This is a genomic window from Xanthomonas sp. WHRI 1810A (assembly GCF_040202885.1).
In the GTDB taxonomy this organism is placed as follows: Bacteria; Pseudomonadota; Gammaproteobacteria; order Pseudomonadales; family Pseudomonadaceae; genus Aquipseudomonas.
This window is the reverse complement of sequence record NZ_JBEGED010000005.1, coordinates 155,112-171,275: the sequence shown is the minus strand read 5'-3', so window position 1 is coordinate 171,275 and position 16,164 is coordinate 155,112. Positions and strand designations below refer to the sequence as shown.

General features: G+C 61.7%; 16 protein-coding genes. All 16 read left to right on the top strand.

Translation table 11 applies throughout. The features are described from left to right. Positions 1–68 precede the first annotated feature (68 nt). Positions 69–1,499, top strand: coding sequence for a flagellar filament capping protein FliD (gene fliD / locus ABQX22_RS10090; RefSeq protein ID WP_349799010.1), 1,431 nt, complete (start codon positions 69–71; stop codon positions 1,497–1,499). Positions 1,500–1,615: 116 nt separating this feature from the next. Next, positions 1,616–1,999, top strand: a complete 384-nt coding sequence (fliS, locus tag ABQX22_RS10085; protein WP_349799008.1) for a flagellar export chaperone FliS — start codon at positions 1,616–1,618, stop codon at positions 1,997–1,999. A gap of 24 nt (positions 2,000–2,023) precedes the next feature. Beyond that, on the top strand, positions 2,024–2,320 hold the full coding sequence (gene fliT, locus ABQX22_RS10080) for a flagellar protein FliT (protein ID WP_349799006.1): 297 nt from the start codon (positions 2,024–2,026) through the stop codon (positions 2,318–2,320). 163 nt (positions 2,321–2,483) lie between these two features. Beyond that, entirely contained in the window at positions 2,484–3,959 is a 1,476-nt protein-coding gene (locus ABQX22_RS10075) for a sigma-54 dependent transcriptional regulator (protein WP_349799004.1), read from the top strand. 123 nt (positions 3,960–4,082) lie between these two features. Beyond that, entirely contained in the window at positions 4,083–5,324 is a 1,242-nt protein-coding gene (locus ABQX22_RS10070) for a sensor histidine kinase (RefSeq protein ID WP_349799002.1), read from the top strand. Further along, a complete protein-coding gene (locus ABQX22_RS10065; RefSeq protein ID WP_349799000.1) occupies positions 5,321–6,742 on the top strand; it encodes a sigma-54-dependent transcriptional regulator in 1,422 nt (473 codons plus the stop codon). The genes ABQX22_RS10070 and ABQX22_RS10065 overlap by 4 nt, the downstream gene beginning before the upstream one ends. Positions 6,743–6,992: 250 nt before the next feature. Further along, complete coding sequence (gene fliE / locus ABQX22_RS10060) at positions 6,993–7,319, top strand: flagellar hook-basal body complex protein FliE (RefSeq protein ID WP_349798998.1); 327 nt, start codon at positions 6,993–6,995, stop codon at positions 7,317–7,319. Positions 7,320–7,333: 14 nt separating this feature from the next. After that, positions 7,334–9,109, top strand: coding sequence for a flagellar basal-body MS-ring/collar protein FliF (gene fliF, locus ABQX22_RS10055; RefSeq protein WP_349798996.1), 1,776 nt, complete (start codon positions 7,334–7,336; stop codon positions 9,107–9,109). Between the two features lie 19 nt (positions 9,110–9,128). Next, entirely contained in the window at positions 9,129–10,118 is a 990-nt protein-coding gene (gene fliG, locus ABQX22_RS10050) for a flagellar motor switch protein FliG (RefSeq protein ID WP_441005267.1), read from the top strand. 16 nt (positions 10,119–10,134) lie between these two features. After that, positions 10,135–10,947, top strand: a complete 813-nt coding sequence (gene fliH, locus ABQX22_RS10045) for a flagellar assembly protein FliH (RefSeq protein ID WP_349798992.1) — start codon at positions 10,135–10,137, stop codon at positions 10,945–10,947. Beyond that, positions 10,937–12,295: a flagellar protein export ATPase FliI gene (fliI, locus tag ABQX22_RS10040; protein ID WP_349798990.1), complete on the top strand. Its 1,359-nt coding sequence runs from the start codon at positions 10,937–10,939 to the stop codon at positions 12,293–12,295. The genes fliH and fliI overlap by 11 nt, the downstream gene beginning before the upstream one ends. A 6-nt stretch (positions 12,296–12,301) precedes the next feature. Further along, positions 12,302–12,751 carry a flagellar export protein FliJ gene (fliJ, locus tag ABQX22_RS10035; RefSeq protein ID WP_349798988.1) on the top strand — a complete coding sequence of 150 codons (450 nt, stop codon included), beginning with the start codon at positions 12,302–12,304 and terminating at the stop codon, positions 12,749–12,751. A gap of 210 nt (positions 12,752–12,961) precedes the next feature. Continuing rightward, positions 12,962–13,264: an STAS domain-containing protein gene (locus ABQX22_RS10030; RefSeq protein WP_349798986.1), complete on the top strand. Its 303-nt coding sequence runs from the start codon at positions 12,962–12,964 to the stop codon at positions 13,262–13,264. Positions 13,265–13,267: 3 nt separating this feature from the next. Beyond that, positions 13,268–14,989, top strand: coding sequence for an ATP-binding SpoIIE family protein phosphatase (locus ABQX22_RS10025; RefSeq protein WP_349798985.1), 1,722 nt, complete (start codon positions 13,268–13,270; stop codon positions 14,987–14,989). Positions 14,990–15,004: 15 nt separating this feature from the next. Further along, positions 15,005–15,409: an Hpt domain-containing protein gene (locus ABQX22_RS10020; protein WP_349798983.1), complete on the top strand. Its 405-nt coding sequence runs from the start codon at positions 15,005–15,007 to the stop codon at positions 15,407–15,409. Positions 15,410–15,642: 233 nt separating this feature from the next. Then, a complete protein-coding gene (locus ABQX22_RS10015) occupies positions 15,643–16,128 on the top strand; it encodes a PAAR domain-containing protein (RefSeq protein WP_349798981.1) in 486 nt (161 codons plus the stop codon). Positions 16,129–16,164 lie beyond the last annotated feature (36 nt).

Below are 16,164 nucleotides of genomic sequence, written 5' to 3'. Positions count from 1 at the left end.
CATCACGCAAGCGGTCCTTTCGGGCAGTAACGCCCGTCAACGACCGACCCCACTGAAAGGAGATCCATATGGCGAGTCCAATTACCCCATCAACCGGTCTCGGTTCGGGCCTGGCAATCGGTGACATCGTGACCGCGCTGGTTGGCGCCGACAAGCTGGCCAAACAGACCCAGATTACGACCCAGACCAAACTGGTCACGTCCAAATTGTCCGGTATCGGTACGCTGCAAAGCGCGCTCGATGCGTTCAAGACGTTGATGAAACCCGCGTTGGGCGCCACCAGCAAATTGCAATTTGCCGGTTATGCCGCCAAGTCTTCCGATGAAACCAAGCTCACGGTCACGTCTGATAACACGGCAGTACCGGGCAACTACACGGTTGTGGTCGGTAAAATTGCGACCTCTTCAAGCGTCGCGAGCGCTGCGTTTACCGGCGGCTCCACCAGTGCCATTCCGAGTGGTAACTTAAGCATCACTCAAAATGGCATTTCCAAAAGCTATACCATCCCGACGGGCGCTACCCTGGCGTCGGTGGTCAAGCAGATCAACGCTGACACCAGTACCACCAATATCAGCGCCAATATCATCACCGATGACAAGGGCTCGCGCCTGGTGCTCGGCTCCACGGCCACCGGCGCCGGTTCGGAAATCTCTACCACCAGCGACATCACCGGGTTCACCATTGGCGCGAACACCGCCCTCGACCCGACCTCGACAACCTCGGCCGGCTACATTGGCTCGGCACCTGTCAGTGCGGAAGTGACCATCAACGGTCTGGCGGTGACCAGCAAAAGCAATGTCATCGACAAAGCGCTGGGCGGCATGAGCATGACGCTTGTGGCAGCGGGCACCTCGACGGTCAATGTCTCCACCAACACCGATGGCCTGAAAGCGTCGCTGCAAACCTTCATCGACGCCTACAACACGGTGGTGAAAGCCATCAGCACCGTCACAAAGGCCACGGTCAGCGATACACCTGATCCCACCACCGGCGCTACAGTGACGCCCGCTGCCCTGACCGGTGACTCGATGCCGCGTTCGATTCTGGCGGCCATGCGTAATGAACTGGTCACGACGGGGGCGTCGGGGAGCTTGTCTGTGTTGTCGCAGCTGGGCATCTCCACCTCGCAATCGGACGGTACGTTGTCCATCGACGATGCCAAATTCACGACCGCGATGACCGACAAAGGCCTTGCCGGCGACGTGCAGCAGTTGTTTTCCGGGACCGACAGCACCAATGGCTTGCTTTCCCGGATGAGCGCCGCCATCACCCCGTATGTTCAGACAGGCGGCATCTTCGACACGCGCAAGACCAGTCTCAACAAGCAGCAAAGTGATTTGACCAGTCAGCAGACGGCGCTGGATTTGCGGGTCAAGACATTGACCACGACGCTGACCGCCAAATACAACGCGATGGACTTGATCGTCGGGCAACTGAAGGCTTCAGCCTCCAGCATCACCTCGTTCTTCGACTCGTTGAATGCGCAACAGTCCGGCTGATTTTTCCTTGTAAAACAAAGACCCGGCCACTGCCGGGTTTTTGGCATGTGGACTAAAGTTTGTCGGCGCAGAGTCGATAACAGGGTTATACGAATTTTGAGTTGTGAGGAAAGAACATGAACCGGATGGCAGCCCTTCGGCAGTATCAGAAGGTCAATTCCCACGCCCAGACCTCCGAGGCCACGCCTCATCGCCTGGTGCAGATGTTGATGGAAGCGGGGCTGGACCGGATCGCCCAGGCCAAGGGGGCGATTGCACGCAAGGACGTCCCCGCCAAAGGCTTGCTGATCGGCAAGGCCATTGAAATCGTCGGCGGTCTGCGTGAAGGCCTCGACATGGAAAAGCAGGCCAAGGCATTGGCCCATGTCGACAACCTTTACGTGTACATGATGCAACGTCTGGCGCAAGCCAATATCAAGACCGACCCAAAAATCCTCGATGAAGTCAGCGGCTTGCTGCTCACCGTCAAGGAAGGCTGGGACGCGATCGCCGTCCAATAGCCAGCTGCTTCCCAGGAGATCACCATGACTGCCGCACTCAAGCGCATCGAACAAACCCGTGAAGCGTTGACCCATGCTCTGGCCGAGCGTGACTGGGAGGCGATCGGCAAGCTGGATCTGGCGTGCCGCGCTTGCGTTGACGAGGTGATCAGCGATGCGCCGAAGAACGAACCTGAGCTGCGCAGCAATCTGGAAGAGTTGTTAGGCGTTTACCGTCAGTTGATAGATGTAGCCTCCGGAGAGCGTCAGGCGATTGCCGATGAAATGTCTCAGATGCAGCGAGCGAAAAGCGCGGCAAAGGTTTACCATCTGTTCGGTTGACGCTAGTGATGAAAATTGTGCGCCATAAATTTGACTGTGTACGGTTTTTTGACTTTACTAGTGATGTTCACTAATTTCTTGGTTTCTGACGGGCCATTCGGCCATTGAATGCTGAGCTTGCCCGATCGATGGGCATCGAGTTGACTAGGGAAGTTGCTATTGCATGTGGCGTGAAATCAAAATTCTGCTAATCGATGACGATAGCCAGCGCCGCCGTGATATGGCGGTAATTCTGAATTTTCTCGGTGATGAGAACCTCTCCTGCTCCAGCACGGACTGGCAGCAAGTGGTCGGGTCTTTGACGTCGACTCGGGAGGTTCTGTGCGTCATGGTCGGCACCGTCAGCGGACCGGGCAGTTTGCAGGGTCTGCTCAAGACCATCGCCGCCTGGGATGAATTTCTCCCGGTGCTGCTGATGGGCGATCACGCCGCCGCCGACCTGTCCGAAGACTTGCGCCGTCGGGTGTTGTCCACCGTCGAAATGCCCCCCAGCTACAGCAAACTCCTCGATTCGCTGCACCGCGCCCAGGTCTATCGTGAAATGTACGATCAGGCCCGGGAGCGGGGACGCCAGCGCGAACCCAATCTCTTCCGCAGTCTGGTCGGCACCAGCCGGGCCATTCAGCACGTGCGCCAGATGATGCAGCAAGTGGCCGACACCGACGCCAGTGTGTTGATCCTGGGCGAGTCCGGCACCGGCAAGGAAGTCGTCGCGCGCAACCTGCACTACCATTCAAAACGACGTGACGGGCCTTTCGTGCCGGTCAACTGTGGCGCGATCCCGGCCGAGCTGCTCGAAAGCGAGTTGTTCGGACACGAGAAGGGCGCATTCACCGGCGCCATTACCAGCCGCGCCGGCCGCTTCGAGCTGGCCAACGGCGGCACGCTGTTTCTCGATGAAATCGGTGACATGCCACTGCCGATGCAGGTCAAGCTGCTGCGGGTGCTGCAGGAACGCACGTTCGAGCGCGTCGGCAGCAACAAGACCCAAAGCGTCGACGTGCGCATCATCGCCGCGACCCACAAGAATCTCGAAGAGATGATCATCACGGGCAGCTTCCGTGAAGACCTCTACTACCGCTTGAACGTGTTCCCGATTGAAATGGCTCCGCTGCGCGAGCGCGTGGAAGACATCCCGTTGCTGATGAACGAACTGATCTCGCGCATGGAACACGAAAAGCGTGGCTCGATTCGGTTCAATTCGGCGTCGATCATGTCGCTGTGTCGCCATGCCTGGCCGGGCAACGTGCGCGAGCTGGCCAACCTGGTCGAGCGCATGGCGATCATGCACCCGTACGGTGTGATCGGCGTGGTCGAGCTGCCGAAGAAATTCCGCTACGTGGACGACGAAGACGAGCAACTGGTGGACAGCCTGCGCAGCGATCTGGAAGAGCGCGTGGCCATCAACGGTCATACGCCGAATTTCGCTTCGACCGCGATGCTGCCGCCTGAAGGCCTGGACCTGAAGGACTACCTCGGTGGTCTGGAACAGGGCCTGATTCAGCAGGCGCTGGACGATGCCAACGGCATTGTGGCCCGAGCGGCAGAACGTCTGCGCATTCGCCGCACCACGCTGGTGGAGAAGATGCGCAAGTACGGCATGAGCCGCCGAGACGGTGAAGAACCCCTCGAAGACTGACATCAGATTGACGCGTCAATAAACAAACCCCTGAATTTTCAGGGGTTTGTTTTTGGGCACGGGGATTGCTATGGCTCTTGCAACCTACCGTTTACTGACGGTCCGTCACGCGAGAGATGATTTATGCCCCAGGCCGCCCAGATGTCGTCCGAGCCAGGTTCCGTTCCAGGCCTGGAAGTTGGTTTAGCCGCCAAGCCGTCCCTAGAGCTGGAAAGCCGTCAGGGCCTTGAGCAAGCGTTCTCGCTGTTCAATCAGATGTCGACGCAGCTGACGGACTCCTACAGCCTGTTGGAAGCGCGGGTCACGGAGCTCAAGGGCGAGCTGGCAGTGGTCAGCGCCCAGCGCATGCAGGAACTGGCTGAAAAGGAACGTCTGGCCAACCGCTTGCAGCATTTGCTGGAAGTGCTGCCCGGTGGCGTGATCGTCATCGACGGCACCGGCCGGGTCCGCGAGGCCAACCCGGCGGCCTGCGACCTGCTGGGTCAGCCGCTGATCGGCATGCTCTGGCGTGAGGTGATCGCCCGCTGCTTCGCCCCCCGCGAAGACGACGGCCACGAAGTCTCACTCAAGGACGGCCGTCGGCTGTCTATCTCCACCCGTTCGCTGGATGCCGAGCCCGGCCAGCTGGTGCTGCTCAACGACCTGACCGAAACCCGACAGCTGCAAGGGCAGCTGGCGCGTCACGAACGCCTGTCTTCACTGGGCCGGATGGTGGCCTCGCTGGCTCACCAGATCCGCACGCCACTGTCGGCCGCCATGATTTACGCCAGCCACTTGGCCGAGCAGGTGCTGCCGGCCGAGACCCAGCAGCGCTTTGCCGGACGCTTGAAAGAGCGTCTGCACGAGCTGGAGCATCAAGTGCGGGACATGCTGGTGTTCGCCCGTGGCGAATTGCCGCTCAACGACCGCGTCACACCCGCCGCCTTCTTTGAGGCGCTGCAAGCCGCCGCGCAGACTCACGTGCAGACGGCGACCGTGCGCTGGCAATGCGACAGCGACGACGGCGAATTGCTGTGCAACCGCGACACGCTGGTGGGCGCTGTGCTCAACCTGATCGAAAACGCGGTGCAAGCCAGTCCCCCCAATGCCCGGATCAAGGTCCACGCGTACAGCCGCGGCGACACCCTGCGCCTGTGTGTCAGCGACAACGGCAGCGGTATCGACGCTGCGGCACTGGCGCGGATCGGCGAACCTTTCTTCACCACCAAGACCACCGGCACCGGCTTGGGCCTGGCGGTGGTCACGGCGGTCACCCGCGCCCATCAGGGCCAGGTGCAATACCGCTCGCGCCCGGGCCGTGGCACCTGCGCCATGGTCTCGCTGCCGTTGATTCCGGGTGCCCGCACGGCGAGTAACTTCACATGACCCTCAAGGTGCTCTTGGTCGAAGACGACCCCTCGTTGCGCGAAGCCCTGGGCGAAACCCTGCTGCTGGCCGGCTACGAATACGAAGCCGTCGGCTCGGCGGAAGACGCGCTGGTCGCAGCGGGCAAGCAGGCCTTCAGCCTGGTGGTCAGCGACGTCAACATGCCGGGCATGGACGGTCACCAATTATTGAGTCAACTGCGCAGCCGTTACCCGCAATTGCCGGTGCTGTTGATGACCGCCCACGGCGCGGTGGAACGGGCGGTGGACGCCATGCGCCAGGGCGCGGCGGATTATCTGGTCAAGCCCTTCGAGCCCAAGGCGCTGTTGGCCTTGGTCGCACGGCATGCGCTGGGCAAACTCGGTCCGGCAGACGGCGAGGGCCCGATTGCGGTCGAGCCGGCCAGCGTGCAGCTGCTGAACCTGGCCAGTCGCGTGGCCAAGAGTGATTCCACGGTGTTGATTTCCGGCGAGTCCGGCACCGGCAAGGAAGTGCTCGCGCGCTTCATTCATCAGCAATCCCCCCGTGCAGACAAACCCTTCATCGCGATTAACTGCGCGGCGATTCCGGACAACATGCTGGAAGCGACCTTGTTCGGCCACGAGAAGGGCTCGTTCACCGGTGCTATCGCGGCCCAGGCCGGCAAGTTCGAACAGGCCGACGGCGGCACGATCCTGCTCGATGAGATTTCCGAAATGCCCATGGGCCTGCAAGCCAAGCTGCTGCGGGTCCTGCAAGAGCGAGAAGTTGAGCGGGTCGGCGCGCGCAAGCCCATCGCCCTGGACATCCGCGTGCTGGCTACCACCAACCGCGATCTGGCGGGTGAAGTGGCGGCGGGGCGCTTTCGCGAAGATTTGTTTTACCGGCTGTCGGTGTTCCCTCTGGCGTGGCAATCGCTGCGCCAGCGCCCCGCCGACATTTTGCCGCTGGTGGACCGCTTGATGGCCCGGCACGTCAATAAAATGAAGCACGCGCCGGTGCGACTGTCGGCGCAAGCCCAGGCGTGTCTGGTGGCGTACGCCTGGCCGGGCAATGTGCGTGAGCTGGACAACGCCATTCAACGGGCGCTGATCCTGCAACAGGGCGGGGTGATTCAGGCTGAAGACTTCTGTCTGGCCGGTCCCATCACCTTTGCACCAGCTGTCAATGCGGTGGCGCCTCCATCCCCGGCGGCGCCTGCGTACGCTGTCAGCGAATCGGCACCCGCCGAATCGATGAACGGCGAAATGGCTGGCGCGCTGGGTGAAGACCTGCGCCGCCGCGAGTTCCAGATGATCATCGACACCCTGCGTGCCGAGCGCGGTCGTCGCAAGGAAGCCGCCGAACGCTTGGGTATCAGCCCGCGTACATTGCGCTACAAACTGGCCCAGATGCGCGATGCAGGCATGGACGTTGAAGGGTATTTGTTTGCCAGTTGATGGGCGCGGTTCATGCCCTTGTAGGAGCGCGCTTGCCCGCGATGGCGGTCTTCCAGGTAAAGAATAGTCGCCTGAAACATCGCCATCGCGGGCAAGCGCGCTCCTACACAAAGTCCTTCATTTGTAACCCTCCCTCTACTTTCTCGTACCCGTGGCATTGCGCCGCTACGCGACTGGCACTCTTGTTGCTACTACACAGATAACCGATGAATCAGTGTCAAAAATTGCGCGCCCTTTGAGAGAAACGTCCATGAGCCAAGGTGTTGAATTTAATCGCTTGATGTTGGACATGCGTTCCATGCAGATGGACGCCATGGCCAAGCCCAAGGCTGTGCAGGCTCCGGAAGTGGGCGCCAGCAGCTTCTCCGACATGCTGGGCATGGCCGTGAGCAAGGTCAACGACACCCAACAGGCCTCCAACCAGTTGTCGAGCGCTTTCGAAATCGGCAAAAGCGGCGTGGATCTGACCGACGTGATGATCTCCTCGCAGAAAGCCAGTGTGTCGTTTCAGGCGCTGACCCAGGTACGCAACAAGCTGGTTCAGGCGTACCAAGACATCATGCAAATGCCGGTTTGAGGGCGATTTAAGTCATGGCTGAAGCCGTCGTCGACAACGTACCCGCCAAAACGGGTACGCCAGGAAGCAAGCCTCCGGTGTTCGGGCTGGCGTTCCTGCAAAATCTTTCCGAGATGACCATGCTGCGTCAGGTCGGCCTCATGGTCGGTCTGGCCGCGAGCGTGGCGATTGGTTTTGCCGTCGTGCTGTGGTCACAACAACCGGACTACAAGCCGCTTTATGGCAGCCTGACCGGCATGGACACCAAGCAGATCATGGACACCCTGGCGCAGGCGGACATTCCGTACACCGTCGAGCCGAACTCCGGCGCGCTGCTGGTCAAGTCCGACGACCTGTCCCGTGCCCGCATCAAGCTGGCCGGCGCCGGTATCGCGCAGAACGACGGCAACGTCGGCTTCGAAATTCTCGACAAGGATCAGGGCCTGGGCACCAGTCAGTTCATGGAAGCCACGCGGTATCGCCGGGGTCTGGAAGGCGAACTGGCGCGTACGATTTCGAGCCTGAACAACGTCAAGGGCGCCCGCGTTCACCTGGCGATTCCCAAGAGTTCGGTGTTCGTCCGTGACGACCGCAAGCCCAGCGCTTCGATTCTGGTGGAGCTGTACGCCGGCCGTTCGCTGGAGCCGAGTCAGGTGCTGGCCATCGTCAACCTGGTGGCGACCAGCGTTCCCGAGTTGAGCAAGTCGCAAATCACCGTGGTCGACCAGAAGGGCAACCTGCTGTCGGACATGGGCGAGAACTCCGAGCTGAGCATGGCCGGCAAGCAGTTCGACTACACCCGTCGCATGGAAGGCATGCTGACCCAGCGCGTGCAGAACATCCTGCAACCGGTACTGGGCAACGACCGCTATAAAGCCGAGGTCTCTGCCGACGTTGATTTCAGCGCCGTGGAGTCCACCGCCGAAAGCTTCAACCCTGACCAGCCTGCACTGCGCAGCGAGCAATCGGTCAACGAACAACGCAGCAGCAGCAGCGGTTCACAAGGCGTCCCTGGCGCCCTGAGCAACCAGCCGCCAGGCCCGGCCACCGCGCCGCAGGCCCCGGGCGCCGCTGCCGGTGCCGCCGGAGCGATTGCCGCAGGCCAACCGCTGCTGGACGCCAACGGTCAACAGATCATGGACCCGGCCACCGGTCAGCCGATGCTGGCGCCGTTCCCGGCCGACAAGCGTGTGCAGTCCACCAAGAACTTCGAGCTCGATCGCTCCATCAGCCACACCAAGCAGCAGCAGGGCCGTATCAATCGCCTGTCGGTTGCGGTGGTGGTCGACGATCAGGTCAAGCTCAACCCGGCCAACGGCGAAACCACGACAGTCCCGTGGACCGCCGATCAATTGGCGCGCTTCACCCGTCTGGTCCAGGACGCCGTCGGTTTCGACGCCAGCCGTGGCGACAGCGTCAGCGTAGTCAACGTGCCGTTCTCCACCGAGCGCGGCGAAGTGATCCCCGATATTCCGTTTTACTCGCAGCCCTGGTTCTGGGACGTGGTCAAGCAGGCCATGGGTGTGCTGTTCATCCTGGTGCTGGTCTTCGGCGTGCTGCGTCCGGTGCTCAACAACATCACCAATCCGAAAAGCAAATCGGCTGACAGTGATGTGGAACTGGGCGGCATGGCCGGTCTGGATGGCGAGCTGGGCAGTGACCGCGTCACCCTCGGCGGGCCGCAAAGCATCCTGCTGCCAAGCCCGAGCGAAGGCTATGACGCTCAGTTGAACGCAATTAAAAGTCTGGTGGCAGAAGACCCGGGTCGTGTGGCCCAGGTCGTAAAAGAGTGGATCAACGCTGATGAGTGAGATTCGTGCTGCGGTCAAATTGACCCGTGTCGACAAGGCTGCGATTTTGCTGCTTACCCTGGGCGAGACCGATGCGGCGCAGGTGCTGCGGCACATGGGGCCCAAAGAGGTTCAGCGCGTCGGTGTGGCGATGGCGCAGATGCGCAACATTCACCGCGAGCAGGTCGAGCAGGTGATGAGCGAGTTCGTCGACGTGGTCGGCGATCAGACCAACGTCGGCGTCGGCTCGGACACCTACATCCGCAAAATGCTGACCCAGGCCCTGGGCGAAGACAAAGCCAACGGCTTGATTGACCGCATTCTGCTGGGCGGCAACACCAGCGGCCTGGACAGCCTGAAATGGATGGAGCCGCGCGCCGTGGCCGACGTCATCCGTTTCGAGCACCCGCAGATTCAAGCCATCGTGGTCGCGTACCTCGATGCCGACCAGGCCGGTGAAGTGCTCGGCCATTTCGATCACAAGGTCCGGCTGGACATCATCCTGCGCGTGTCGTCGTTGAACACCGTGCAGCCGGCCGCGCTGAAAGAACTCAACCAGATTCTCGAGAAGCAGTTCTCGGGCAACGCCAACACCTCCCGAACCAGCCTGGGCGGTATCAAGCGCGCGGCCGACATCATGAACTTCCTGGACAGCTCCATGGAAGGTCTGCTCATGGACTCGATCCGCGAGGTGGACGAAGATCTGTCGACGCAGATCGAAGACCTCATGTTCGTCTTCAACAACCTGTCCGATGTCGACGACCGGGGTATTCAGGCGTTGCTGCGCGAGGTGTCTTCGGACGTACTGGTGCTGGCCCTCAAGGGGTCGGACGAGGCGATCAAGGAAAAGATTTTCAAGAACATGTCCAAGCGTGCCGCCGAACTGCTGCGCGACGACCTGGAGGCCAAGGGCCCGGTCCGTGTCAGCGACGTGGAAACTGCCCAGAAAGAAATCCTCACCATCGCGCGCCGCATGGCCGAGGCCGGGGAAATTGTTCTCGGCGGCAAGGGTGGCGAGGAAATGATCTAAGGATTGAAGGTGACCGATGTACAGCTCCGACAAAGAACCACCCAGTGAGCTCATCCGCGCCAAGGACGTGAACACCCTCAATGTCTGGTCGTTGCCCAGCTTCGATCCGCACGTTGATGTCCCTGAGCCGGCGCCGGTCGCTGAGCCCGAGCCTGCCGAAAGCGAAGAAGTGCCGCTTGAGGAAGTCCAGCCCCTGACCCTCGAAGAACTGGAAAGCATCCGTCAGGACGCCTACAACGAGGGCCTGGCACTGGGCGAAAAGGAGGGCTTTCACAGCGCCCAGCTCAAGGTTCGCCAGGAAGCCGAGGTCGCGCTGGCGGCCAGGCTTGAAACCCTGGAGCAACTGATGACGCACCTGTTCGAGCCCATCGCCGACCAGGACGCACAAATCGAGAAATCCCTGGTTCAACTGGTGGAGCATATCGCCCGCCAGGTGATTCAGCGCGAACTGACCACCGACTCGAGCCAGATCGGCAGCGTGCTGCGTGATGCCTTGCGCCTGTTGCCCATGGGCGCGAGCAATGTCCGCATCCTGATCAATTCCCAGGATTTTGCGCAGATCAAAGCCCTGCGTGAGCGCCACGAGGAAAGCTGGCGGATCCTGGAGGACGACACCCTGATGCCCGGTGGCTGCCGCGTTGAAAGCGAACACAGCCGTATTGATGCCACGGTGGAGAGCCGCATCAGCCTGGCCATCGGCAAAATGTTCGATCAGTTGCACGAGCAGGCGCTGCACCCTGCGCTGCCGGACGTGAGCGTGGAGCTGGAAGCGGCGATCCAGAGCGCTGAAAAAACCATCTACCCGCTGGGTGCCACCGATGCTTCTTGAGCGCACCAGCTTCGGCAAACGCCTGAGCACCTACGCCGAGGCCATCACCTTGCCGGTGCAGCCGACGGTCGAGGGCCGTCTGCTGCGCATGGTCGGCCTGACCCTCGAAGCCGAAGGCCTGCGCGCCGCCATGGGCAGCCGCTGCGTGGTGATCAACGACGACAGCCATCAACCGGTTGAAGTCGAAGCCGAAGTCATGGGCTTTTCCGGCAGCAAAGTGTTTTTGATGCCGGTGGGCAGCGTGGCCGGTATTGCACCGGGCGCCCGGGTGGTGCCGTTGCCGGACACCGGTCGCCTGCCCATGGGCATGACCATGCTCGGGCGGGTGCTTGACGGCGCCGGCCGACCATTGGACGGCAAGGGCGGCATGAAGGCCGAAGACTGGGTGCCGCTGGACGGCCCCACCATCAACCCTCTCAAACGCAACCCCATCAGTCAGCCCCTCGACGTCGGCATCCGCTCCATCAACGGTTTGTTGACGGTCGGCCGTGGCCAGCGGCTGGGCCTGTTCGCCGGTACCGGCGTGGGCAAGAGTGTGCTGCTGGGGATGATGACGCGCTTCACCGAGGCCGACATCATCGTCGTCGGGCTGATCGGCGAACGGGGTCGTGAGGTCAAGGAATTCATCGAGCACAGCCTGGGCGAAGAAGGCCTCAAGCGCTCGGTGGTGGTGGCCTCGCCTGCGGACGATGCGCCGCTCATGCGTCTGCGTGCCGCGATGTACTGCACGCGGATCGCCGAATATTTTCGCGACAAGGGCAAGAACGTCCTGTTGCTGATGGATTCGCTCACCCGTTTCGCCCAGGCCCAGCGGGAAATCGCCCTGGCCATCGGTGAACCGCCTGCGACCAAGGGCTATCCGCCGTCGGTGTTCGCCAAGCTGCCCAAACTGGTGGAACGCGCTGGTAATGCCGAGGCCGGCGGTGGCTCGATCACGGCGTTTTATACCGTGCTCTCCGAAGGCGACGACCAACAGGACCCGATTGCCGACTCGGCCCGGGGCGTACTCGACGGCCACATCGTGTTGTCTCGTCGGCTGGCCGAAGAAGGGCACTACCCGGCCATCGACATAGAAGCGTCCATCAGTCGGGTCATGCCATCGGTGGTGGACCCGGCGCACATGGGCCAGGCGCAGCATTTCAAGCAACTGTGGTCGCGTTACCAGCAGGCCCGGGATTTGATCAGCGTTGGCGCTTACGTGGCGGGCGGTGATCGTGAAACCGACATGGCCATTGCCTTGCAGCCGCAACTGGTGAAATACCTGCGTCAGGGGCTCAACGAGAACCAGAGCATGCCCGCCAGCCGTGATCAACTGGCGGCCATTTTCAACCCAGCGGCGAGCGGCTGATAACCCATGGCGCAGACGCGTGCAGGGCGACTGGCCCCCGTGGTCGATATGGCCGAAAGCACCGAGAAGGCTGCGGCGCAGCGCCTCGGGCATTTTCAGGGGCAGGTGCGTCTGGCAGAAGCCAAGCTGGGAGAGCTTGAAAAATTCCGCATGGATTACCAGCAGCAGTGGATCGACAAAGGCGCTCATGGCGTGTCGGGGCAATGGCTGATGAACTACCAGCGCTTCCTCAATCAGCTGGAAACGGCGGTGAGTCAGCAGCGCCAGAGCCTGGCATGGCATCAACAGAATCTGGAAAAGGCCCGCGGCGTCTGGCAGAAGGCCTACGCCCGTGTCGAAGGCCTGCGCAAACTGGTGCAGCGCTACATCGACGAAGCCCGCGCCATCGAAGACAAGCGCGAGCAGAAGTTGCTGGACGAACTGTCCCAGCGCCTGCCGCGGCATGAGCAGTATTGATGCCAGCGCACGCTGGGGGAACAAGACGGGTGGGAGGGCGCTTGCTCGCGAAGGCTGTGTTCCATCCGACACAGGGTAAGCGGTTGGAAACCTATTGCGAGCAAGCTCCCTCCCACCGGTACGGCATCCGCCAGCGCTTCATTTGCCGCACCCACAAACCCCTGCTACACCTTTAAGCGTCTGACGTCGTTCATATAAAAGGATCGTTTTATGTCAGTAACCTCCGATCTCTCCGAAGACGGACAAGAGTTGACCATCAAGATCCGGGGGCGCTTCGATTTTGCGGCGCATCAGGGTTTTCGCAGCGCCTATGAAGACACCAAAGACGTCAGCCGTTTCGTCGTCGATTTGCAGGGCGCCAACTACCTGGACAGCTCGGCGCTGGGCATGCTCCTGCTGCTGCGCGATCACGGCGGGGGAGAGCGGGCCGATGTCCGGCTGATCAACTGCAATGACGATGTCCTCAAGATCCTCGCGATTTCCAATTTCAACAAACTGTTCCGCATAGGCTGATCGGTGAAACCGGCGCCGGAGCGGCTGTGCATTCTCATTGCCGATGACAACGCCAGCGACCGCTTGCTGCTGTCGGCCATCGTCGGTCGTCAGGGCCACACGGTCCTCTGCGCCAGCAACGGCGTCGAAGCGGTGGAGCTGTTTCAGGCTCAGCGTCCGCAATTGATCCTCATGGACGCCATGATGCCGGTAATGGACGGCTTCGAAGCGGCGCGCCGGATCAAGCAGATGGCCGGCGAGTCACTGGTGCCCATCATCTTCCTGACCTCGCTCACCGAAGGCGAGGCGCTGGCCCGGTGTCTGGACGCCGGCGGCGACGACTTCATCGCCAAGCCCTACAACCAGCTGATTCTCGCGGCCAAGATCAACGCGATGAATCGCCTGCGCCTGCTGCAGGACACCGTTCTGCAGCAGCGCGACATGATCGCCCGGCACCATCAATATCTGCTCCACGAACAGCGTGTGGCCAAGGCCGTGTTTGATCAGGTGGCGCATTCCGGTTGCCTGAGCGCGCCCAACATTCGCTACCTGCAATCGCCCTATGCGCTGTTCAACGGTGATTTGTTGCTCGCCGCGTGGACGCCCACCGGCAATATGCACGTGCTGCTGGGGGATTTCACCGGCCATGGCTTGCCGGCGGCAGTGGGGGCGATGCCGCTGGCCGAAGTCTTCTACGGCATGACCGCCAAGGGGTACGGACTGCCGGAAACCCTGCGCGAGATGAACGCCAAGCTCAAGCGCATCCTGCCGGTGGACATGTTCTGCTGCGCGGCGCTGCTGTGCGTGAATTTCAATCAACAGTCGGTGGAGGTGTGGAACGGCGGTCTGCCCGACGGCTACCTGCTGCACGCCGACGGCCGACCGCAGACGCCGCTGGTGTCCAGCCATCTGCCGCTGGGCATCCTGAGTGCCGCCCGGTTTGACGACAACACCCACGTTTACCCCTTCGCCCACGGCGACCGAATCTTCCTGTTGTCCGACGGGGTGGTCGACAGCACCGACAACGACGGAGAGCTGTTCGGCATGGACCGGCTGCAGGAGGTCTTCGCGGCCAATCGTCAGCCGGAGCGCCTGATCGAAGAGGTGCAGTGGGCGGTCACCCGCTTCCGCGGCAAGGCCCGCGATGACGTCAGCATGGTGGAAGTGTCCTTCATTGAACCGGAACTGCTCGGCCCCCAGGCCGTGATTTACTCGGACAGCGGCGCGTCGAGCCCGCTGGACTGGTCGGCCACCTTCGAATTTCGCGGCTCGACGCTCAAGCGTTTTTATCCGCTGCCTTATCTGCTGCAGGTGCTCCAGGAAGTCCACGGCCTGCGCCTGCAAAGCAGCGCGCTGTATATCGTGCTGTCGGAGCTGTACAGCAATGCGCTGGAACACGGCGTGCTGGGCCTGGATTCGTCGCTCAAGCGCGATGCCGAAGGGTTTGCCCGCTACTACCAGCAACGAGGCCAGCGGCTGGACGAGCTGGTCTCGGGTTTCATCCGCGTGCACCTGCAGGTGGTGCCGGAGGGTTCGGGCGGACGCCTGACCCTTCGCGTGGAAGACAGCGGCCGCGGCTTTGACCCCCAGCAAGTGCTGTCCCGCCCGCCTGCGGTGGATGAGCTGTCCGGGCGCGGCTTGTCCCTGGTGCAGCGCCTGAGCAATCAATGCAGGTGGTCGTCGGATGGTCGGACCGCGTGTGTGGAGTTTGTCTGGGAGGGTCTGGCATACTCCAGCGATTCTTGATCAGGGAGTGAACAAGTGTCGGTTATTCATCTGGACGATAACGTCCTGAGCACCTTGCGCGACGTCATGGAAGATGAATTCCCGACGTTGCTGGAAGTGTTCCTCAAGGACTCCGACGAGCGCATCGTCGCGCTCCATCAATCCCTCAACCCCACCGACGCGGCCGCCCCCGCCGCGCAGCTGCCCCTGCCGGACCTCTTGGCGCTGGGCCTCAACGCCCACAGCTTCAAGGGCAGCAGCAGCAACATGGGCGCCGTGCACCTGGCCGACCTGTGCCGCCAGCTCGAAGAACTCGCCCGCAGCCCGCATCCCGTCGCCACCCCGGACCTGCTCGCATCGATCCAGGCGATCGAATCCGAGTACCGGTTGGTGCGCGGCCTTTACGAGGCCGAGCGGCGGTTGTTTGCGGTTCGGGACTGACTTCAGATTTTTGACGTCCTGGATTCGCGCGCTTCGGCTGTTGCTAGCCGCTTGCGCCCAGTTGGCACTTCTTGATGTAGGAATTTGCCCCCGCATTTCACAGACAGCGCCTACCGCGTCAAACGCCTTAAACGCCAATTGATACATCACGCCTGCAATCACCATAGCCGTCTCGACCTCCCTGTGCGCTCGGCGACAGGGACTCAACGTCACCACGGCTATGGACCTTCAACATGCACCCACCCTTGCCCCCGCTGTACACCAACGACGCTTCCCCTGAATTTCTGCGCAACCTGGATGAATCGACGTTCACGGAGGCGGAGGTCGCCGGTTTCGCCGAAGAGTCCCGGGAGGCTTATCGAAAAAACGAAGCCTACATCGCGGCCCATCCTGCCATTGGCATTCACCGACCTGCCACTGAAGGCAGCCAAAGCCGCGAAGGCGGCGTGATTACGCAAGCCTCATCGGCGCTTAGTTTCTCACTCGACGACGGCCGGGAACTGCGCATCGCCCGTAAAGGCGATCGCGTCACGTATCCCGATGGCCGCACGGCGCACATCGTCACCGGTGCAGGTGAAGCCAACAGCGATCTCGCGCTGGTGGGCAGCCGGCTGAGTAACGGTGACGAGATCATCAACACCCTGCACGCAGGCTTTGTGATGGTCGTCCGTGATGGCGTTCCCAAGGCGGCAGACTTTCTGCCACCCGTCGACGCCTAGCCAGCTGAATAAAAAGCTTCAGCGCGGCGCCGTTCA